The organism is Pseudoxanthomonas sp. (genome assembly GCF_002863005.1).
In the GTDB taxonomy this organism is placed as follows: domain Bacteria; phylum Pseudomonadota; class Gammaproteobacteria; order Xanthomonadales; family Xanthomonadaceae; genus Pseudoxanthomonas_A.
Genome location: NZ_PKDG01000039.1, coordinates 1 through 18,214 on the forward strand (window position 1 = coordinate 1; position 18,214 = coordinate 18,214).

Sequence of the window (18,214 nt, forward strand, 5' to 3'; positions counted from 1 at the left end):
CGACCTCCTCCTTACCAAGGAGGTGCTCTACCGACTGAGCTACGTGAGCGTGAAACGGTTGTGTTGCCTGGATTGCCGCAGGTCCTGCGCAGGTGTTCAGTGGAGCGGGAGACGGGAATCGAACCCGCGCTAGTAGCTTGGAAGGCTACAGTTCTACCATTGAACTACTCCCGCACCGGGAGACCACTACAACGCGAAACAACAACGAAAACTGGTGGAGGGAGGTGGATTCGAACCACCGAAGGCGTAAGCCAGCAGATTTACAGTCTGCCCCCGTTGGCCGCTTGGGTATCCCTCCGGGATCACCGGACTGACTGGGCTGGAGGGCCAAATCAAACCAGGGTGAAACAGCCCGAGATTTTGGCGGGTACTCGACCGTCTGTCAACGCGCCCGCACCACTTTTTTCTCAGACATTGAACCGGAAATGCAGGACATCACCTTCCTGCACGCGATATTCCTTGCCTTCCAGCCGGAGGCGGCCGGCATCGCGGGCACCCGACTCACCCTTGTACTTGAGGAAGTCGTCGAACGCGATGGTCTCGGCGCGGATGAATCCCTTTTCGAAATCCGTGTGGATCACCGCCGCGGCCTGGGGGGCGGTTGAACCGGCCCGCACCGTCCAGGCACGCACCTCCTTCACGCCTGCGGTGAAGTAGGTCTGCAGGCCCAGCAGCGTGTAGGCGGCCCGGATCACCCGATTCAGGCCCGGCTCGTCCAGGCCGAGGTCGGCCAGGAAAGCATCGCGGTCGGCATCGTCCAGCTGCGAGAGCTCCTCTTCGATGGCGGCCGACACCGGAACCACCTGGGCACCCTCGGTCAGGGCACGGGCACGCACGGCCTCGAGGTGCGGGTTGTTCTCGAACCCGTCCTCCAGCACGTTGGCCACGTACATCACCGGCTTCAGGGTCAGCAGGAACAGGTCGCGGACCAGCGCCTTCTCCTCCTCGTCCAGGCCCAGCGCGCGGCCGGGCTTGCCGTCGTTGAGGCCCGCCTGCAGCTTCTGGAGCACCGGCTTGCGGGCGATCGCATCCTTCTCGCCCGCCTTGGCCGAGCGTTCGGCGCGGTTCAGCGCCTTTTCCACGCTCTCCAGGTCGGCCAGCGCCAGCTCGGTGTCGATGGTGTCGATATCCGAAATCGGATCGATCCGGTTGTTGACGTGGATGACGTCATCGTTCTCGAAGCAGCGCACCACGTGCGTGATCGCATCGACCTCGCGGATGTGGGCCAGGAACTTGTTGCCGAGGCCTTCTCCGCTGGCCGCGCCCGCGACCAGCCCGGCGATGTCCACGAACTCCACCGCCGTCGGGATCACCTTCTGCGGCTTGACGATCTCGGCCAGCTGGTTGAGGCGCAGGTCGGGAACCGGCACCACGCCCACGTTCGGCTCGATGGTGCAGAACGGGAAGTTGGCCGCGGCGATGCCCGCCTTGGTCAGCGCATTGAACAGGGTCGACTTGCCGACGTTAGGCAGGCCGACGATGCCGCATTTGATGCCCATGTGTACATCCGGGATTCGTGATTCGTGATTGGTGATTCGCGGCCAGGTGCGCGCCTGCAAATCACCAATCACCAATCACGGCTTCTGCGTATGCAACCGCGTCATCGCATCCATGAAATTGCCCGCGACCGCGAGCGGCAGCACGTCGATGGCATCGTCGACCGCCCGCGCGATCAGGATTTCGTCATCCTTGCCCGGCTTGCCCAATACCCAGCCCGTCACGCGGTCCTTGTGCCCCGGATGGCCGATGCCGATGCGCAGCCGGTGGAACTTGCCATGGCCCAGGTGCTGGATGGTGTCGCGCAGGCCGTTCTGGCCGCCGTGACCGCCATCGAACTTGAGTCGCGCGGCACCGGGGGGAAGATCCAGTTCGTCGTGCGCCAGCAAGGCCTCCTCCGGCGCGATCTTCCAGAAGCGCAGAGCAGCTGCCACGGACTTGCCGCTAAGGTTCATGTAAGTGGCCGGCTTCAGCAGCCACACCGGCTGGCCGGCGACCACGACCTTCGCCGTCTCGCCGAACAGCTTGCTGTCCAGACCGAACCGCTCACCCTGCCGTTCCGCCAGGGCGTCGACAAAATGGAACCCGGCGTTGTGCCGGGTTCGGGCATGTTCGGCACCGGGATTACCCAGTCCGACGATGAGGCGCAAGCCTGCCATGGGGACGCACCGCGCACCTGCGCCCGCCGAAGCGGGCGCAGGATCACGCGATTACTTGTCGTCCTTCTTGGCGACCTTGGACGCCGGCACTTCCGCCGATTCCGCCGGCGCTTCCTCGACCTCTTCCTTGCCGTGCTTGGCGATCACGACGGCGACGTCGTGTTCCTTGCCCAGCTTCAGTTCGGGAATGGTGACGCCGGCCGGCAGCTTCACTTCCGACAGGTGGACCACCGCGCCGATGGCCAGGTCGGCCAGGTCGATCTCGATGAATTCCGGCAGGTCCTTCGGCAGGCACTCGACGACGACTTCGTTCAGCTCGTGGGTGACCACGACTTCGGCGGACTTGCCGGCCGGCGACTTGTCTTCGTTGAGGAAGTGCAGCGGCACTGCGGTGCGCAGCGTCTCGTTCTCGTTCACGCGCTGGAAGTCCAGGTGCATGATCTGCTGCTTGAACGGATGGCGCTGCATGTCACGCAGCAGCACCTTCTGGATGTCGCCGTTGAGGCTCAGGTCCAGGATCGACGAGTAGAACCAGTCGTGCTGGGAGGCCAGCCAGACTTCGTTATGGTTCAGCTGGATGCTGACCGGCTTCAGTTCGCCACCGTAAACGATGGCAGGCACGGTGCCCGCGTGACGGAGGCGGCGGCTCGCACCCTTACCCTCGTCTTCGCGGCGCTCGACCTTGATTTCATGCGTCTTAGCCATTGGATTCACTACCTAGTTGTTGGACCGCCCTTCGGCGATCTGATGAAAGGTTCACCCGCGACCAGATGAACCCGGAAAGCCGCGCCCCGGTGAACCGGCGCGCAGCGAAGACTCAATCCACGTACAGCGAGCTGACCGACTCGCCGAAGGCGATGCGGCGAATCGTTTCCGCCAGCAGTTCCGCCACAGACAGCTGGCGGATCTTGCTGCAGCCCTGCGCCTGCGGCGAGAGCGGGATGGTATCGGTGACGACGAGTTCATCGAGCACCGAATTGTTCAAGTTGTCCACCGCCGGGCCCGACAGCACGGGGTGCGTGCAGTACGCCGCCACCTTGTTGGCGCCATGCTGCTTCAGCGCCGCCGCCGCGGCGCAGAGCGTACCGGCGGTGTCGACGATGTCGTCCACCAGCACGCAGTCCTTGCCTTCCACGTCGCCGATGATGTTCATCACCGTGGCGACGTTGGCGCGCGGACGGCGCTTGTCGATGATCGCCAGGTCGGCGTCGTCCAGGCGCTTGGCCACCGCACGGGCGCGGACCACGCCACCCACGTCAGGCGACACGACCAGCAGGTTCTCCGTGCCGTAGGCGCGCCAGATGTCGGCCAGCAGAAGCGGCGACGCGTACACGTTGTCGACCGGGATATCGAAGAAACCCTGGATCTGGTCGGCGTGCAGGTCGACCGTCAGCACGCGATCCGCGCTGACCGCACCGAACATCTTCGCCGCCACCTTCGCCGTGATCGGCACGCGCGAAGAGCGCATGCGGCGATCCTGGCGGGCGTAGCCGAAATACGGCACCACCGCGGTGACGCTGCTGGCCGATGCGCGCTTCAGTGCGTCGATCAGGACCAGCAGTTCCACCAGGTTCTCGGCACTCGGCGCGCACGTGGGCTGCACGACGAACACTTCCTGCCGGCGCACGTTTTCCTGGATCTCCACCTGCACTTCGCCGTCGGAGAACCGGGATACCAGCGCCTTGCCCGGACGCACGCCCAACTCGCGGCAGATGCTGTTCGCCAACGGCTTGTTGGCGTTGCCGGAGAAGACAAGCAGGTTGCGTTCGTCTTGCATGGGTCGTCTCGGCAGGCGCAGCGTGACACGGGTGAATTGGCAGGGGCGGAAGGATTCGAACCTACGAATGCCGGGATCAAAACCCGGTGCCTTAACCACTTGGCGACGCCCCTAGGCGTTTTTCTCCGTCCCGCGACACGATGCCAGTGCGCGCAGCAGTGGCGATCGCGCGGCGCCCTCCACCACCCAGGCATGCAGCCCGGACGGCAAGGTCGCCAGCGCGGCCTCGGCCGAGTCCCGATCGGCGAACTCCACGAAGCAGCCGCCGCCGGAACCCGTCAATCGTGGCGTACCGACGTGCGACAGGGCCTGGAAGACCGCCTCGACGGCAGGCTCCCGGCGACGCACGACCGGCTCGAACACGTTGCCGAGCAGTGATCCCGAAACGAAGTCGGATATTTTCGCGGGTGCAGCATCACGCGTCAAATGCGGCGATGCGAACAGGGCCGCCGTAGGCACATGGACGCCGGGATCCACCAGCAGGTACCAGGCGGGCGGAAGCGCCAACGGCGTCAGGACCTCGCCCACGCCTTCCGCCCAGGCATTCTCGCCGCGGACGAAGACGGGCACGTCGGCCCCCAGCCGGAGGCCCAGTGCCGCCAAGCGGTCCATGCCCAGATTGCACCCCCATAGCCGATCCAGCGCCACCAGCACCGTCGCCGCGTCGGAAGACCCACCACCGAACCCACCACCCGCGGGAATGCGCTTTTCTACGCCGATGTCTACACCTTGCGCGACATTGGCTTCATTTTTCAACAGGTTGGCCGCGCGGACAACGAGGTCATCCGCCTCCGGAACGCCGGGAACGGACTCACCGATCCGGCAAACCCGGCCATCTCCACGGCACCGCAGGTGGACCTGATCGCCCCACTCCAGCAGCCGGAAAACCGTCTGCAGGAGGTGGTAACCGTCCGCACGCCGGCCGGTGATCTGCAGGGCCAGGTTGAGCTTGGCCGGCGCCGGCCAGGCCGACCAGCCTTCCGCAGCCTGGAATGCGCTCACTGCGTCGCCAACTGCCACTGGTCGATGGCGACCTTCACCGAGGCGCCCTGCCGCCGGGCCTCCATGCGACGCGGCATGACCGGGCGGGCACCCTCGGCCGGAAACCAGTCCAGGTAATCCACGCGCCATCCCTGCTGGGTCAGGGTGCGCAGGCGACCCTCGATGTCGTACTCCACGCCATCGGTGGAAACGGCCGGATCGGCGACACCGCGGGCCCAGTGCACCATCGACGCGACCGGAATGTCCCAGCCCGTGGCGTCGCGCAACAGCCGGTCGGCATCGGCACCTTCGCGCGGCCCGCCCTCGAGTCCCTCCAACCGTGCGGCGCGGGTCACCAGGTCGCCGTCCAGCCGCCAGCTCTGACGGGTCACCGGCGCGCTCAGCGCGACGAGATAGTCCGTGCCGGTCTGCTGCCAGTCGATGCGGCCGCTGCCCCCTTTGCCGTTGGCATTGACGGCCACGCGTCCGGCAAACGACCAGTCCGCTTGCGAGGCCAGCCACGCGGCACGCGTCGCCTGCCCGGCCTGTGCGGCCGCCAGGGCCGCCGGGTCGCGCAGGACCGGTGAGTCCACCGTGGCGCTGCGCGTCGCACAGCCCGCCATCGACAGGGCCGCCAGCCCCGCCAGCAGGAATCCTGAAACCTTCATGCGCCTGTCTTCTCCAGCGCCCGCAGCAGCGAGCGGTTGTCGGGGTCGAGCTTGCGGGCCTCGTCGAAGTAACGGCGCGCTTCCTCCTTCTGCCCCATCACCCACAGCACTTCAGCCACGTGCGCGGCGATTTCGGGGTCCTTCTGCAGCGTGAACGCGCGCCTCAGCTCGACCAGCGCCTCCGCGTTGCGGCCCAGCCGGTACAGCACCCAGCCGTAGCTGTCGATGATGGCGGCATCATCCGGCGCCGCGGTACGCGCCCGGCCGATCAGCTCCAACGCCTCCTGGTAGCGCGTGGTGCGATCGGCGAGCGTGTATCCCAGCGCATTCAGCGCCGCCACGTTGTCCGGCTCGATCACCAGGATGCGGCGGAAGTCGGCCTCGGCATGGTCGATGCGGTCGCGCCGCTCCCAGGCCAGGCCCCGCGAATAGAGCAGGGCCAGATCGTCGGGGTACGCGGCCAGTCCGCGCGCGAACACGTCCAGTTCGCCGGCGTCCTGTTCGTCCTTCTGCCGCAAATCGGCTTCCATCAGGTAGGCATCGCGACGCGTGCCGTCGTCGACCGTCGCATCTCCCTGGAGTGCACGCGCCTCGGCGAAGGCGTCGTCCTTGCGACCCAGGTCGAACAGGGCCTTGATGGCGCGCAAGCGGGCTTCGGCACGCTGGTCGCCGGCCGGGACACTGCGGTACCAGGTGAGCGCTTCCTCGCGCCGCTCCAGGAACTCGGCCATCTGGCCCAGCAAGAGCCTGCGGTCCGGACTGTACGCGGTGGGCTGGCCTGCACTGGCCTGCTTCAGCTCCTCGTAAAGCGCGTTGAGGGCGGTCTTGTCGTCGGCCTTGGCCAGCAGTTGTGCGCGCAGGCCGTAGGTCAGCGTGTCCTGCGGCCCCTGCCCCATGGCGCGGGAGGCGGCTGCCGGATCGCCGAGGCGGTCGTACTCTTCCGCGAGCTTGAGCCGGAGGGAGGCATCGGTGGCCGCCTTCGGCAGCAGCGTATCGAGGACCGCGCGCGCCTCCTCCTTGCGGTCCGCCTGCAGCAGTTGGCTGGCTTGCAGCAACGCGACCAGCGGCTCGCCGGAGAAGCGCTTCACCACCTCGCCGACCATGCGCTCGGCCAACGCGGCCTGATCCAGCTGCTGGGCGAGCCCGGTGAAGGCCAGCCACGGCTGCAGCTTGTCGGGAATGGCGCCGTCGTCGACCAGCTCACGCAACAGCCGCGGCGCCAGCGCCGGGTCCTTGCTGCCGCTGCCCAGGGCGGTCAGCGCGTAGCGCCAGCCCAGGTCATCGGTTTCCTTCATCAGCGCCGCCAGTTCGCGACGCGCAACGCGCGACTGGCCCTGGCGCATGGCGAGCGTGGCCTCCGCGCCACGCAGGGCAAGCGTCCTCGGCGAGCGTGCCCGCCATAACTTCAACGCGTCCGCTGCGCGGGCATCGTCCTTGGCCAGCAGGGCGATGCGCGTGGCGCGCTCGGCCAGGCCGGCGTCGTCGTCGCGCCGGGCGGCATCGAGGTACCAGCGCGCGGCCTCGGGCAATTGGCCGGCCTGCAGGGCGAATTCCCCCGCCATCACCGTGGCCAGCGCGTCGTTCTGCGGGGCGGCCGGCGATGTCTTCGTGGCTGCGGCGGCGGACGGTATCGCGGCCGCGAGGACCAGCAGGGCGAACCAGCTGCGAATCATTTCGGGCATGAAGGTCACGTCGGCCGTAAAATGGCGGCCCTGATATGAGCCAGCAGCTTACTGCAAGCGCCTGAACGATGACGTTGTGGGTCCTCGGATTGAACCACCAGACTGCGCCGGTCGACCTGCGCGAGCGGGTGGCGTTCGACGCCGGCACGGTGCCGCATGCGCTGTCGTCGCTGCGGGCGCTGCCCGACGTGGTGGAAGCCGCCCTGCTGTCGACCTGCAACCGCACCGAGCTGTACGCGGTGGCGGAAGACGGTGACGTGCTGGCGAGCTGGCTGGCGACCCACGCCGAGGGGCTCGAAGGCTATCTCTACCGTCACCGCGACGCCGATGCCGTCCGCCACCTGTTCCGGGTCGCCACCGGGCTGGACTCGATGGTGCTGGGCGAACCGCAGATCCTCGGCCAGGTGAAGGACGCCTGGGCTACGGCGCGCGAACACGGCGCGCTCGGCAACCGCCTGGACCGCCTGTTCCAGCAGACCTTCGCCGTCGCCAAGCGTGCGCGCACCGATACCCGCGTCGGCGCGAACCCCGTTTCCGTGGCCTCCACCGCCGTGCGCCTGGCGCAGAACTCCTTCGCCCGTCTCAGCGAATCCACCGTGCTGCTGGTCGGCGCCGGCGAAACCATCGAACTGGCCGCCAAGCACCTGAGCGAAGGCAAGGTGCGGCGCCTGCTGGTCGCCAACCGCACGCTGGCGCACGCGCAGGAACTGGCCACGCGCCACGGCGGCTACGCCCTGCCCCTGGCCGAACTGGAACGCCACCTGGCCGAGGCCGACGTGGTTTTCTCCGCCACCGCCGCGCGCGAGCCGGTCGTGCTGCAGGCACAGGTGGCCGCCGCACTGGCCAAGCGCAAGCACAAGCCGATGCTGCTGTTCGACCTGGCCGTGCCGCGGGATATCGAAGCATCCGTGGCCGAACTGCGCGACGCCTACCTCTATACCGTCGACGACCTCGAGCGCGCGGTCGAGGACAACCGCCGCAGCCGGCGCGAGGCGGCCGACGCCGCCGAGGCGATCATCGACGTGCAGGTCGGGCGCTTCATGGAGAGCCTGTTGGCCGGATCGCGCCAGGAACCACTCAAGCGCCTGCGTGCGCTGGGCGAATCCACCCGCGAAGATGTACTGGCGAAGGCCCGCCAACAGCTCGCCAATGGCCGCGAACCGGAGCAGGTGCTCGAGTTCCTCGCCCATACGCTGACCAATCGCCTGCTGCATCCGCCGACCGCCGCCCTGCGCGAGGCCGCGCTGAGCGGTGACGCGGACCTTGCGCGCGCCGCCGACCGCCTGTTCCCCGCTCACCCGCCGTACTCCCACCTGAAGAAAGACGATGACGCCGACGCTGCGCCGTAAGCTCGAAGCGCTGGCCGAACGCCGGGAAGAACTCGAACGCCTGCTCGCCGACCCAGGGGTGATCGGAGACAGCGACCGTTTCCGCGCCTTCTCGCGCGAGTTCTCGCAGCTCGAACCGGTGGCCTCCGCCATGGCGGAGGAAAAGCGCGCGCAGGCCGACCTGGCCGCCGCACAGGCGATGCGCGACGACCCGGAACTGGCCGAACTGGCGGACGAGGAGATCGCCGCCACCCAGCAGCGGCTGGCGCAGCTCGACGACGAGCTGATGCTCCTGCTGCTGCCGAAGGACAACCGCGACGAGGGCAACCTGTTCCTCGAAGTGCGCGCCGGCACCGGCGGCGACGAAGCCGCGATCTTCGCCGGCGACCTGTTCCGCATGTACGCGCGCTACGCCGAACGGCAGGGCTGGAAGGTGGAGATCGAATCCGACAGCCCTGGCGAGCACGGCGGCTACAAGGAAGTCGTCGCGCGCGTGGTCGGCCGCGGCGCGTACTCCAGGCTCAAGTTCGAATCCGGCACCCACCGCGTGCAGCGCGTGCCGGAAACCGAATCGCAGGGCCGCATCCACACCTCCGCCGCGACGGTGGCGATCATTCCCGACGTGGACGAGGTGGACGACATCGTCATCAATCCCGCCGACCTGAAGGTGGACACCTTCCGCTCCTCGGGCGCCGGCGGCCAGCACGTCAACAAGACCGAGTCGGCCATCCGCATCACCCACGTACCGAGCGGCGTGGTGGTGGAATGCCAGACCGAACGCAGCCAGCACGCCAACCGCGACAAGGCGATGAAACGACTGAAGGCGCAACTGCTCGATGCCGAACGCAGCAAGCAGCAGGCCGCGCAGGCCGAGACGCGCAAGCTGCAGGTGGGCAGCGGCGACCGCAGCCAGCGCATCCGCACCTACAACTTCCCGCAGGGACGCATCACCGACCACCGCGTCGAAGGACTCACGTTGTACGACCTGCCCAACATCATCCAGGGCGACCTGGACGAACTGATCGACCGCCTCGGCCGCGAGCACCTGGCGGACGAACTCGCACGACTGACGGAGGCCGCATGACGACGATGGTTCGCCGGACCGGATTGACCCACCTGGACGTCGTGGCCCGCCTGTTCGACCAGTACCGCGGCTTCTACGGCCAGCCCTCGGACCCGGCACTGGCAACGGCGTTCATCCGCGCGCGCATGGAGCGCGATGAGTCCGTCATCTTCCTGGCATGGAACGACGACGCAGCCGTCGGCTTCACCCAGTTGTATCCCGCCTTTTCTTCCGTCAGCGCCTCGCGCGTCTGGATCCTCAACGACCTGCTGGTCGTGCCGGAGGCACGTCGCAAGGGCGTTGCACGCGCGTTGCTGTCGGCGGCCGCCGAGTTCGCGCGCGCGGACGGGGCATTGCGGCTGGAACTGGAGACCGACCACGACAACACCAGCGCACAGGCGCTGTACCGCGCGATGGGCTGGTCGCCCTACGACGGTACTGTGAGGTTCCGGCTGCCGCTCAACTGACCCTCGATTGCGCTACCCTGCGGCCATGAGCCATGCCGACACCCTGATCCCGCTGCACCTCTGCGTGCTGACCGTCTCCGACAGCCGCACGCTCGCCGAGGACCGCTCCGGCGACTACCTCGCCCACGCCCTTGCGCAGGAAGGCCACCGCATGCACGAACGCGCGCTGCTGCCGGACGACCGCTACCGCCTGCGCGCGCAGGTCTCGCAGTGGATCGCCGATCCCGAGGTGGACGGCATCTTGGTCACCGGCGGCACCGGCTTCACCGGCCGCGACTCCACGCCCGAAGCACTGCTGCCGCTGCTGGACAAGGAAATGCCCGGCTTCGGCGAGCTGTTCCGGCACGTCAGCGTCGAGGAAATCGGCACGTCGTCGTTGCAGTCGCGCGCGTTCGCCGGCCTGGCCAACCAGACCTTCATCTTCTGCCTGCCCGGTTCCACCTCGGCGTGTCGCACGGCGTGGGAGAAGATCATCCGTGCCCAACTGGATGCCCGCACGCGTCCCTGCAACCTGGCCACGCTGCGGCCCCGCCTGAAGGAATGAGCAAGGAGCACCCGACATGTCACTCGATGCCACCCTGCGCCTGCTGGCCAAAGCCAGCGGCCTGACCGCCGCCGACCTTGCCGCCGCCATCCCGCGCGCCGGCGTGGCAACCGTGAAATCCTGGCTCGCCGGCGAGAAGATGCCCGGCGGCGACCAGCTCGCCGCCCTGGCGCGCGCCTTCGGTGTCCCGGCCGGTGCGCTGCTCTCCGAACTGGCGACCACGCTGGACCCCGCGCGCACGCAGGGCGAACACGACCTGCTCGCCGCTTACCGCGCGCTCAACACCCGCCAGCAGGGCGCACTGCTCGAAGTCGCGCGCAGCATGGCCGGACAACCGCGCCGCAAGCGCTGATTCCCCCACCGCACAGGATGCCGCGATGAAACCGCTCAAGCGCAAGGACTACGAAGCCCGCCTCAAACCACTGCAACTGGAACTGGCGGCGATGGCGCGCTGGGCCTCGCACTGCGGTGCGCGCATCGTGGTGGTGATGGAAGGCCGCGATACCGCCGGCAAGGGCGGCGCGATCGGCGCGATCACCGAGCACCTCAATCCGCGCCAGTGCCGCGTGGTGGCGCTGCCCAAGCCGAGCGAACGCGAAGCGACGCAGTGGTACTTCCAGCGCTACATCTCGCACCTGCCCGCGGCGGGCGAGATCGTGCTGTTCGACCGCAGCTGGTACAACCGGGCCGGCGTCGAGAAGGTGATGGGCTACTGCACCGATGAGCAGTACGAGCGCTTCCTTCAGCAGGCGCCGGTGTTCGAGCGCGGCATCACCGACGACGGGATCCTGCTGTTCAAGTACTGGCTGTGCGTGGACCAGGCGCAGCAGGAAGAGCGCTTCGCCGAACGCGCGGAAGAACCGCTGAAGAGCTGGAAGCTGTCGCCCATCGACCTGAAGGCACGCGAGAAGTACGCCGACTACACCGCCGCGCGCGAAGCGATGCTCAAGGCCACCCATACGACGCATGCGCCGTGGACGCTGGTGGATTTCAACGACCAGCGCGTGGGCCGGCTGACCCTGCTGCGCGACCTGCTCGACCGCCTGCCCGACACCCGGGTACCGGTCGAACCCCTCGGCCTGCCTCCCTTGAAGGGCAAGCTGCACAAGGAGCGCTACAGCGTGCTCAAGCCGATCAAGCCGCAGCGCGGCGGCTGATCGTGCGCCGGACACTGATGGCCACACTGTGGCTGGTCGCCGCACCCGCGATGGCGCAGGATGCCGCGGCGGCGGCCGACGATGACCAGGCCACGACCCTCGATACGCTGGTTGTCAGGCCCGAGCCGGAGGAAGTGGTGGACCTGTACCGCTTCGAGAATCCGGTCGATGTCGAGCCCACGGTGTTCGAGCGGCGCTGGAAGGAGCCGACCAGCCTGGAACAGTTGGGCAAGAACGGCGGCATCGTGCCGGTACTGGCCGGACTCGCGGCGAAAGGCATCCAGGCCGGCGCCCGCAGGATTCCCGGCTGGAAGGAGCCCATGCAAACCGTGGTCGCGCGGCCACCGCCGCTGGACGAGCAACAGGCCGCGCGCGCCTTGCGCCTGCAAGACGCCAGCGAGCCGTCACCGGGTGGCCCTGAATGAGTGAGCCTGCGACCGGATGGGATGCAGTCCTGGCGTAGCGTGCGCCATGCGCACGGGCGACGTGCGTGATCGTGCGCATGGCGCACGCTACAGGTGGTGCCTGCCCGGTCAGCTGGTGACGAAGTTTTCGTTCACCGCTCGCGTCCACGCCTCACGCACGACCGATTCGACGCGCGCGGCAGGTGGCCCCAGGCGAAGCCATGCCTCCAGCAAATCGAGTGCCGCCGCATCACCTGCGGCGACGACTTCGACACGGCCATCCGGCAGGTTGGTCGCCCGACCCGACAGCCCGAGATCCCGCGCACGCTCGCGGGTGGAAGCGCGGAAGAACACGCCCTGCACCTTGCCGCTGACCAGGAAACGCGCGGCGATCATCACGCCTTCGCTTGCGGACCGCCGGCTGCGGCGATGGCGGTCTCGATCTCCTTGCCGGTCACCGGGCCGAGGAACTGCTTGGCGACCTTGCCATCCGGCGCGATCAGGTAGGTGAGCGGCAGGCCGCGCGGCGTGGCGAAATCGGCCGGCGGGTTGTACACGTCGAGGATGGCGATGGGATACACCACCGGCCGTTCGGCGAGGAAGGCCTTCAGCTCGTCGGCTTCGATTTCTTCGTACGCCAGCCCGATCACCTCGATGTGGTCGTTGTCCCGGTCCAGCGCGGACAGGTCCGGCATTTCCTTCAGGCAGGGCGCGCACCACGTCGCCCAGAAATTCACCACCACCCACTTGCCGCGGAGCGCGGCCAGCGTGTAATCGGCGCCATCGAGTGTCTTCACCTGCAGGGTCGGAATCTCGACCGTGCGATCGGCCGGCTTTTCGGCAGCGGGGTCGACATCCTTCACATGCGCCTCGATCGCCGGTTCGGCCACCTCGGCGGGCGCCGATCCGGCGTTGCACGCGGCCAGCAACAACACGGCCGCCAGCGACAGGGAAGAAACGGGCTTCATGCAGGCTCCTGGTGGGAATCGACGAACAGATCGCTGACGCGCTTTTTCAACAGCTCGCGCAAGGGCACGCGCAGGTCGTCCAGCGCCACGCGTGCGGCGCGCCCCAGCGCGTCGTCGTGGAACGGAAGATGTGCTTCGGCGACGGGAATGCGCAGCTGGCAGGCTTCGTACAGGTCGCACAGCGTCAGATCGTCCAGGTCGCGTGCGAGCAGCCATTCGCCTTCTTCGTCACGGCGCAGCAGGTCGATCTCGGCCAGCTGCGCCAGCATCTGCTGGATCAGCGAATCGGTCAGCATCGGCTCCATCGCCAGGATCTGGTCGCTGTGCAGGCCCTTGCCCTTCTCGCGCGCCTGCGCGAAGCGGCCCAGCATGCGCAGCAGGCCATAGATCTCGTAGCCCAGCGGCAGGCGCAGCGCGACCGGCTGGTAGCGGAATGCCGCCATGCCGGAGGCGAGCGACGCGCCCAGCAGCACGGCCACCCAGCACAGGAAGATCCACAGCAGCAGGATGGGAGCGGCCGCCACCGCGCCGTAGATCTTCTGGTACGCGTTGAAGCTGCCCAGGTAGACGCCCAGGCCCCACTTCGCCAGTTCCAGCAGCACGGTCGCCAGCAACGCGCCCGCCACCGCATAGCGCCACTTGATGGTCCGGTGCGGCACCACGCGGTAGATCACCACGATGGCCGCCAGCTCGATCAACACCGGCGCCACGCTCAGCGACAGCGCCTGCAGCCACTTGCCGCCGCTGGTGGCGAACACGGGCAGCGCATAGAAGCGTGCCGACAGCGCCAGTGAGGCCGCCGCCATCAGCGCGCCCAGCGTCAGCACGGTCCAGTAGACGAGGAAGCGCGACAGCTTCGGCCGCGCGCTGCGCACGCGCCAGATGCGGTTGAAGGTCGCCTCGATGCTGTTGAGCGTGATGAGCAGCGACACCACCAGCGCGATCACGCCGACTGCGGTCAGCTTGCCGGTGTTGGCCAGGAAGCCATCGAGCTTCGCCTTCAGGCTGACTGCCGCGCCGGGCAGGAAGTTGGCGAAGATGTAGTCGCGCAGCTGCGCGCTCCATTCCTGGAACACCGGGAACGCCGACAGTACGCCGAACACCACCATCGCCAGCGGCACCAGCGCGAACAGCGTGGTGTAGGCCAGCGAACCGGCGGCCTGGAACAACCGGTCGTCGAGGAAGCGCTTGGCCAGGAAGCGGAAGAAGGTGCCCATGCGCGCGCGGTCGCGCATGCGGTCAGTCCAGCGGTTCAACGAATCCAGGGGCTCCATGGGCGGAAGGGTAACCGATGCGTCATGGGCGCGACATCGCCGATACTAGGCGCTTCCACGCCACGAAGACGCCCCCAATGCCCGAGATCCTGGTGCTCTACTACAGCCGCGGCGGATCCGTTGCTCGGCTGGCGCGGCAGATCGCGCGTGGCGCAGGCGAAGTGGACGGCATGTCCGCGCGCCTGCGCAGCGTGCCGCCGGTCGCCGCCGTGACCCAGCAGGCCGCGCCGCCCGTGCCCGAAGAAGGCGCGCCCTACGTGGACAGGCAGGACCTGGCCGAGTGCGCGGGCCTGATCCTCGGCAGCCCCACCCGCTTCGGCAACATGGCCGCGCCCGTCAAGCATTTCATCGATGGCCTGGGCGCGGAATGGGCCAGCGGCACGCTGGTCGGCAAGCCGGCGGCGGTATTCACCTCCACCGCCACCCAGCACGGCGGGCAAGAATCTACGCTGCTGTCGATGCAGGTGCCGCTGTTGCACCACGGCTGCGTGATCGTCGGCATTCCGTTCACCGAGCCGCAGCTCAGCACCACGCGCACGGGCGGCACACCGTATGGGGCCAGCCACGTGGCCGGTGGCGACGACGATCCGCAGCCCAGCGACGAAGAAGCCGCCCTCGCGCGCGCACTCGGTCGCCGCGTCGCCGATATCGCCCGTCGCCTGGAGACGCGCTGATGGGCCGCTCGCGCCTGCTGCTCGCCGCCCTGCTGCAACTGCTGGCCATCCTGTATGCGGTGTGGTTCTGGGGCGACCGGCAGTACACGCTGGCGCTGCTGTTGTTCGCGCTGCCGCCGATCCTGTTGATGATCGGGGTGATGGCGCGTCGGCGGACGGCGGCGTTCTGGGCCGGCGTGTTCGCGCTGTTCTGGTTTTCGCACGCGGTGATGGTGGCGTGGGCCGATCCGGTGAAGGCGCCGTTCGCCTGGGGCGGCATCGTGCTGTCCATCGGCATCGTGCTGGCGACCAGCTGGCCGGCGTTCGCGAAGCGGTTCGGCAGGAAGGGGTGATGCGCTTCGTCGTGGCGCTGCTGTTCTGTCTGCTGGCGCCGTGCGGCTGGGCGCAGGACGCGGTGTGCGAACCGGCCGATGCCGTCCGCGCCGAGAACCGCGACGGCAGCGTGCTGACGGTGCAGACAGAATGCGCTTCGCCGGAAGTGCGCCGCTATGTCGCCACACTGGCCTGCGATGGCGGCCGCGTGTGCGATCAGCGGGAGGTGACGCAGGAGGTCGGCTACACCAGCATGGGCCACGCCAACCTGATCGACGTGGACGGCGACGGCATGCACGAGGTCGAGATCCGCGGCATGTGCGGCGCCGGTCCGAACTGCGAAGGCGAGGTCTACCGCATCGACCCGGCCACGCGCACGCTGCAGCACTTCTTCAGCGGCGGCTACTACGAGCTGCAGGTCATCGAAGGCTGGCTGGTGGAAGCCGGGCGCAGCAGTTGCTGCAGCTGGGAATTCCATCTGTGGAAGCTGGATGCGCCTCGCCCCCTGCCGATGGACTACGACACCATGGACCTGATGGTGCAGGTGGACGCCGGGGGTGACGACGATGGCAACGTCACCGACGTGCGCTGCACCTTCACGCGGCAAAGCGGCGATAATCGCGTGGTCGTCGCGCCGCCGTCGCCCGCGCTGGAAGCGATCTGCGAGCATTACGGCGAGCCGTACGACCTGACTTCCCCGGACACAACGCCAGGCGCGCCGTGAGCGCTGGCAGGAGCACTGAGATGGATGAGCTGCTGATCGTCACCACCGGTGGCACGATCGACAAGATCTACTTCGACGACAAGTCCGACTACCAGATCGGCGATCCGCAGATCGGTATGATCCTGCGCGAACTGGGGGTGACGTTCCGCTTCACCGTCATCCCGATCCTGCGCAAGGATTCGCTCCACATCACCGACGAGGACCGCGAGCTGATCCGCGCGACCATCGCCGCGCAGCCGACGAAGCACGTGCTGGTGACGCACGGCACCGACAGCATGGTGCAGACGGGCCACGTGCTCGCTTCGATCACCGACAAGACCATCGTCATGACCGGCGCCCTCAGTCCGGCCCGCTTCCGCGGCTCGGACGCGGAGTTCAACATCGGCTGCGCGATCGGCGCGGTGCAGTCGCTGCCGGCAGGGGTGTACATCGCCATGAACGGGCGGATCTGGGATCCGGCGAAGGTGCGGAAGAACGTGGCGGAGAATCGGTTCGAGGCGGTGTGAGGCTGACGAGCTGATGATGCCGCAGTAACAACAAGGCCCGCCGATGCGGGCCTTGTTGTTTCCGGAAGAAGAAGGCGTTGTTCTCCCGACGTGTCCCTCTATCGGAGGGCCAGACCTACGGCGGCGAAATGACAAAGGCGCTGAGGCTTGCCGACAGCGGGACGGCCTTCGCCCCCATCGCCTCATAGAGCGCGATGGCCCGGTGATTGCTGGACCGCACGTTGTTGATCACAAGCTCGTGGCAGCCCTTGTCGCGCGCCTTCTGCCGCAGCTGCTCGATCACCGTACTTCCGTAGCCGCGTGAGCGCTGCCTGGAATCGATCTCGATCTTCTCCAGCACAAAGCTCCCGCCGGGTTCGAACCAGCCGTGCGCGCGCCCCACCCGCCGACCGTCGAGCCATGGTTCGATGACGTAGTGGCGCCGCTGCTCGCTCTCTTCGAAGCGCCAGTCTGTTTTCAGTTGGAGTTGGCTTGCTTTCAATGGTTGCTGACTTGTCTGCGATGGCCGAATGCCTTCCGCCGACCAGGGCAAAAGGAAAACAGGGATCCGGAAACGGCGGCCAGAGTACCTTTCCCAATTGATCCGCGCGAGCACCGTGGGCCCAAGAGCATGTGCGGGTGAGGCGCGGCACCGCCCGCAGGTGCAGCCGCGCCCTCGGCTGGCGTCGATCACCGGCAAGCCCCTGTCGTGATGTCCTAAGACCTAAAGCAGGACCTATTCGCGGTGGGTTGGGGCTCGCACCCGCCTCGGGTTCGAACCGCGGACATGCTGCCCTCCGCATCCCCCACGGTCCCCGCCAACCTTGGTGGGAGCGCGGCGCGACCGGAAGGTGCGGCCACGCCGCTGATCAAAGAGCTTGCTGCGCGGTCAGGATCGGATACGGATTGACCGGGCTGCCCTTCCACCACTGCTTCTCGGGGCCAAGCAGGAAGATGGCGAAGTGCAGGTGGGGGGCAGCGGGGCTGGCGTTGCCCGTGGCGCCTACGTAGCCGATCACCTGCCCGCGGCGGATCTGCTGCTTTTCCGCCAATCCATCCGCATACCGGTCGAGGTGTGCGTAGTAGTAGGCGTAGCGGCCGGTCGGCTCGAACTGGTAGATCGTCAAGCCGCCGCGCTCGCTGGTGAAGAGTTTTTCCACATGGCCATCGGCCACGGCAAGGACCGGGGTGCCCTTGGCGGCCATGATGTCGATGGCATCGTGGGAGCGCCCTTCGCTGCGTGCGTCGGTGAAGGTATCGGTGAGGTCCGCCGCGCGTATGCCCTGGACCGGGAGCAGCAGCGCGGATGGCGCGGGCATGTCGCTGCTGACTCCAGGCACGGGGGCCACTGATGCAGGCGCGACGGTGCCTGCGACAGAGACTACAGGCGTATTGGCCGCACCCGGTGGCGCAGTCGCAGCGGACGTTGACACCCCGGCGGATGCAACCGGCTGCGACGGGTCGGATGCCGGCGTAGGCACGATGTCCATGCCGCTCCAGACGACCACGCCCAGCGCCACCACCAGCAGCAGGCCCAGCACGTACTTCAT

At 67.7% G+C, this 18,214-nt stretch carries 23 protein-coding genes and 3 tRNA genes; 11 read left to right on the plus strand and 15 right to left on the minus strand.

Features of this window, described 5'->3' with window-relative positions:
- Positions 1 to 100: 100 nt before the first annotated feature.
- The 10 genes from CYU89_RS14190 to CYU89_RS14235 form a co-directional block, all read right to left on the minus strand.
- Positions 101 to 174: transfer RNA gene (locus CYU89_RS14190), tRNA-Gly, on the minus strand.
- A 38-nt stretch (positions 175 to 212) separates the two neighbouring features.
- Positions 213 to 298 (minus strand) — tRNA-Tyr (locus tag CYU89_RS14195).
- Positions 299 to 407: 109 nt separating this feature from the next.
- On the minus strand, positions 408 to 1,499 hold the full coding sequence (ychF, locus tag CYU89_RS14200) for a redox-regulated ATPase YchF (protein ID WP_296281985.1): 1,092 nt from the start codon (positions 1,497 to 1,499) through the stop codon (positions 408 to 410).
- 75 nt (positions 1,500 to 1,574) lie between these two features.
- The gene (gene pth / locus CYU89_RS14205) at positions 1,575 to 2,156 is read right to left on the minus strand and encodes an aminoacyl-tRNA hydrolase (protein ID WP_296281987.1); all 582 of its coding nucleotides are present in this window, start codon (positions 2,154 to 2,156) and stop codon (positions 1,575 to 1,577) included.
- 51 nt (positions 2,157 to 2,207) lie between these two features.
- On the minus strand, positions 2,208 to 2,861 hold the full coding sequence (locus CYU89_RS14210; protein WP_296281988.1) for a 50S ribosomal protein L25/general stress protein Ctc: 654 nt from the start codon (positions 2,859 to 2,861) through the stop codon (positions 2,208 to 2,210).
- A gap of 112 nt (positions 2,862 to 2,973) precedes the next feature.
- Positions 2,974 to 3,933, minus strand: a complete 960-nt coding sequence (locus CYU89_RS14215) for a ribose-phosphate diphosphokinase (protein WP_055940747.1) — start codon at positions 3,931 to 3,933, stop codon at positions 2,974 to 2,976.
- Between the two features lie 37 nt (positions 3,934 to 3,970).
- A tRNA-Gln gene (locus CYU89_RS14220) sits at positions 3,971 to 4,046 on the minus strand.
- Positions 4,045 to 4,935: a 4-(cytidine 5'-diphospho)-2-C-methyl-D-erythritol kinase gene (ispE, locus tag CYU89_RS14225; protein WP_296281991.1), complete on the minus strand. Its 891-nt coding sequence runs from the start codon at positions 4,933 to 4,935 to the stop codon at positions 4,045 to 4,047. The genes CYU89_RS14220 and ispE overlap by 2 nt, the downstream gene beginning before the upstream one ends.
- Positions 4,932 to 5,582 (minus strand): lipoprotein insertase outer membrane protein LolB, encoded by a 651-nt coding sequence (gene lolB, locus CYU89_RS14230; RefSeq protein WP_296281993.1) that lies wholly within the window; start codon positions 5,580 to 5,582, stop codon positions 4,932 to 4,934. The genes ispE and lolB overlap by 4 nt, the downstream gene beginning before the upstream one ends.
- Entirely contained in the window at positions 5,579 to 7,264 is a 1,686-nt protein-coding gene (locus CYU89_RS14235) for a hypothetical protein (RefSeq protein WP_296281995.1), read from the minus strand. Before CYU89_RS14235 ends, lolB begins: the two co-directional genes overlap by 4 nt.
- Positions 7,265 to 7,332: 68 nt before the next feature.
- Between CYU89_RS14235 and hemA the strand changes: the two genes are divergently transcribed.
- Genes hemA through CYU89_RS14270 form a run of 7 tightly spaced genes read left to right on the plus strand, consistent with a single transcriptional unit; the run spans position 7,333 to position 12,248 of the window.
- Entirely contained in the window at positions 7,333 to 8,613 is a 1,281-nt protein-coding gene (hemA, locus tag CYU89_RS14240) for a glutamyl-tRNA reductase (RefSeq protein WP_296281997.1), read from the plus strand.
- Positions 8,591 to 9,676, plus strand: a complete 1,086-nt coding sequence (gene prfA / locus CYU89_RS14245; RefSeq protein WP_296281999.1) for a peptide chain release factor 1 — start codon at positions 8,591 to 8,593, stop codon at positions 9,674 to 9,676. The genes hemA and prfA overlap by 23 nt, the downstream gene beginning before the upstream one ends.
- Positions 9,673 to 10,122: a GNAT family N-acetyltransferase gene (locus tag CYU89_RS14250; RefSeq protein WP_296282001.1), complete on the plus strand. Its 450-nt coding sequence runs from the start codon at positions 9,673 to 9,675 to the stop codon at positions 10,120 to 10,122. The genes prfA and CYU89_RS14250 overlap by 4 nt, the downstream gene beginning before the upstream one ends.
- A 25-nt stretch (positions 10,123 to 10,147) precedes the next feature.
- On the plus strand, positions 10,148 to 10,666 hold the full coding sequence (gene moaB / locus CYU89_RS14255) for a molybdenum cofactor biosynthesis protein B (protein WP_296282004.1): 519 nt from the start codon (positions 10,148 to 10,150) through the stop codon (positions 10,664 to 10,666).
- Positions 10,667 to 10,682: 16 nt separating this feature from the next.
- A complete protein-coding gene (locus tag CYU89_RS14260) occupies positions 10,683 to 11,018 on the plus strand; it encodes a helix-turn-helix domain-containing protein (protein ID WP_296282006.1) in 336 nt (111 codons plus the stop codon).
- Between the two features lie 25 nt (positions 11,019 to 11,043).
- Positions 11,044 to 11,823, plus strand: coding sequence for a polyphosphate kinase 2 (gene ppk2 / locus CYU89_RS14265; protein ID WP_296282008.1), 780 nt, complete (start codon positions 11,044 to 11,046; stop codon positions 11,821 to 11,823).
- Positions 11,824 to 11,840: 17 nt separating this feature from the next.
- A complete protein-coding gene (locus CYU89_RS14270; RefSeq protein ID WP_296282010.1) occupies positions 11,841 to 12,248 on the plus strand; it encodes a hypothetical protein in 408 nt (135 codons plus the stop codon).
- A gap of 108 nt (positions 12,249 to 12,356) precedes the next feature.
- On the opposite strand, the gene CYU89_RS14275 is transcribed toward CYU89_RS14270, so the two are convergent.
- From CYU89_RS14275 to CYU89_RS14285, 3 genes are read right to left on the minus strand one after another with little or no spacing between them, the layout of a single operon-like run.
- Positions 12,357 to 12,623, minus strand: coding sequence for an acylphosphatase (locus CYU89_RS14275; RefSeq protein WP_296282012.1), 267 nt, complete (start codon positions 12,621 to 12,623; stop codon positions 12,357 to 12,359).
- Positions 12,623 to 13,195, minus strand: coding sequence for a TlpA disulfide reductase family protein (locus CYU89_RS14280; protein ID WP_343125265.1), 573 nt, complete (start codon positions 13,193 to 13,195; stop codon positions 12,623 to 12,625). The genes CYU89_RS14275 and CYU89_RS14280 overlap by 1 nt, the downstream gene beginning before the upstream one ends.
- Positions 13,192 to 14,469 (minus strand): YihY family inner membrane protein, encoded by a 1,278-nt coding sequence (locus tag CYU89_RS14285; protein WP_296282013.1) that lies wholly within the window; start codon positions 14,467 to 14,469, stop codon positions 13,192 to 13,194. Before CYU89_RS14285 ends, CYU89_RS14280 begins: the two co-directional genes overlap by 4 nt.
- Positions 14,470 to 14,546: 77 nt before the next feature.
- On the opposite strand from CYU89_RS14285, the gene wrbA reads away from it, so the two are divergent.
- From wrbA to CYU89_RS14305, 4 genes are read left to right on the plus strand one after another with little or no spacing between them, the layout of a single operon-like run.
- Positions 14,547 to 15,143: an NAD(P)H:quinone oxidoreductase gene (wrbA, locus tag CYU89_RS14290; protein ID WP_296282014.1), complete on the plus strand. Its 597-nt coding sequence runs from the start codon at positions 14,547 to 14,549 to the stop codon at positions 15,141 to 15,143.
- Entirely contained in the window at positions 15,143 to 15,475 is a 333-nt protein-coding gene (locus tag CYU89_RS14295) for a DUF2069 domain-containing protein (protein WP_296282015.1), read from the plus strand. Before wrbA ends, CYU89_RS14295 begins: the two co-directional genes overlap by 1 nt.
- Entirely contained in the window at positions 15,475 to 16,179 is a 705-nt protein-coding gene (locus CYU89_RS14300) for a hypothetical protein (RefSeq protein ID WP_296282018.1), read from the plus strand. The genes CYU89_RS14295 and CYU89_RS14300 overlap by 1 nt, the downstream gene beginning before the upstream one ends.
- A 20-nt stretch (positions 16,180 to 16,199) precedes the next feature.
- Positions 16,200 to 16,685, plus strand: a complete 486-nt coding sequence (locus CYU89_RS14305; protein ID WP_296282020.1) for an asparaginase domain-containing protein — start codon at positions 16,200 to 16,202, stop codon at positions 16,683 to 16,685.
- Between the two features lie 115 nt (positions 16,686 to 16,800).
- On the opposite strand, the gene CYU89_RS14310 is transcribed toward CYU89_RS14305, so the two are convergent.
- Positions 16,801 to 17,358, minus strand: a complete 558-nt coding sequence (locus CYU89_RS14310; RefSeq protein ID WP_296282022.1) for a GNAT family N-acetyltransferase — start codon at positions 17,356 to 17,358, stop codon at positions 16,801 to 16,803.
- Positions 17,359 to 17,533: 175 nt separating this feature from the next.
- The gene (locus tag CYU89_RS14315) at positions 17,534 to 18,214 is read right to left on the minus strand and encodes a peptidoglycan DD-metalloendopeptidase family protein (RefSeq protein ID WP_296282023.1); all 681 of its coding nucleotides are present in this window, start codon (positions 18,212 to 18,214) and stop codon (positions 17,534 to 17,536) included.

What these genes read in the sequence shown, in the direction of transcription:
- CYU89_RS14260 (WP_296282006.1), top strand. Translation starts at nt 10,683, where the DNA reads ATGTCACTCGATGCCACCCTGCGCCTGCTGGCCAAAGCCAGCGGCCTG.
- hemA (WP_296281997.1), top strand. Translation starts at nt 7,333, where the DNA reads ATGACGTTGTGGGTCCTCGGATTGAACCACCAGACTGCGCCGGTCGAC.
- ppk2 (WP_296282008.1), top strand. Translation starts at nt 11,044, where the DNA reads ATGAAACCGCTCAAGCGCAAGGACTACGAAGCCCGCCTCAAACCACTG.
- moaB (WP_296282004.1), top strand. Translation starts at nt 10,148, where the DNA reads ATGAGCCATGCCGACACCCTGATCCCGCTGCACCTCTGCGTGCTGACC.
- CYU89_RS14295 (WP_296282015.1), top strand. Translation starts at nt 15,143, where the DNA reads ATGGGCCGCTCGCGCCTGCTGCTCGCCGCCCTGCTGCAACTGCTGGCC.
- prfA (WP_296281999.1), top strand. Translation starts at nt 8,591, where the DNA reads ATGACGCCGACGCTGCGCCGTAAGCTCGAAGCGCTGGCCGAACGCCGG.
- CYU89_RS14285 (WP_296282013.1), bottom strand. Translation starts at nt 14,469, where the DNA reads ATGGAGCCCCTGGATTCGTTGAACCGCTGGACTGACCGCATGCGCGAC.
- CYU89_RS14300 (WP_296282018.1), top strand. Translation starts at nt 15,475, where the DNA reads ATGCGCTTCGTCGTGGCGCTGCTGTTCTGTCTGCTGGCGCCGTGCGGC.
- ychF (WP_296281985.1), bottom strand. Translation starts at nt 1,499, where the DNA reads ATGGGCATCAAATGCGGCATCGTCGGCCTGCCTAACGTCGGCAAGTCG.
- CYU89_RS14305 (WP_296282020.1), top strand. Translation starts at nt 16,200, where the DNA reads ATGGATGAGCTGCTGATCGTCACCACCGGTGGCACGATCGACAAGATC.
- wrbA (WP_296282014.1), top strand. Translation starts at nt 14,547, where the DNA reads ATGCCCGAGATCCTGGTGCTCTACTACAGCCGCGGCGGATCCGTTGCT.
- CYU89_RS14215 (WP_055940747.1), bottom strand. Translation starts at nt 3,933, where the DNA reads ATGCAAGACGAACGCAACCTGCTTGTCTTCTCCGGCAACGCCAACAAG.
- CYU89_RS14275 (WP_296282012.1), bottom strand. Translation starts at nt 12,623, where the DNA reads ATGATCGCCGCGCGTTTCCTGGTCAGCGGCAAGGTGCAGGGCGTGTTC.
- CYU89_RS14315 (WP_296282023.1), bottom strand. Translation starts at nt 18,214, where the DNA reads ATGAAGTACGTGCTGGGCCTGCTGCTGGTGGTGGCGCTGGGCGTGGTC.
- pth (WP_296281987.1), bottom strand. Translation starts at nt 2,156, where the DNA reads ATGGCAGGCTTGCGCCTCATCGTCGGACTGGGTAATCCCGGTGCCGAA.
- CYU89_RS14250 (WP_296282001.1), top strand. Translation starts at nt 9,673, where the DNA reads ATGACGACGATGGTTCGCCGGACCGGATTGACCCACCTGGACGTCGTG.
- CYU89_RS14235 (WP_296281995.1), bottom strand. Translation starts at nt 7,264, where the DNA reads ATGCCCGAAATGATTCGCAGCTGGTTCGCCCTGCTGGTCCTCGCGGCC.
- CYU89_RS14270 (WP_296282010.1), top strand. Translation starts at nt 11,841, where the DNA reads ATGGCCACACTGTGGCTGGTCGCCGCACCCGCGATGGCGCAGGATGCC.
- lolB (WP_296281993.1), bottom strand. Translation starts at nt 5,582, where the DNA reads ATGAAGGTTTCAGGATTCCTGCTGGCGGGGCTGGCGGCCCTGTCGATG.
- CYU89_RS14280 (WP_343125265.1), bottom strand. Translation starts at nt 13,195, where the DNA reads ATGAAGCCCGTTTCTTCCCTGTCGCTGGCGGCCGTGTTGTTGCTGGCC.
- CYU89_RS14210 (WP_296281988.1), bottom strand. Translation starts at nt 2,861, where the DNA reads ATGGCTAAGACGCATGAAATCAAGGTCGAGCGCCGCGAAGACGAGGGT.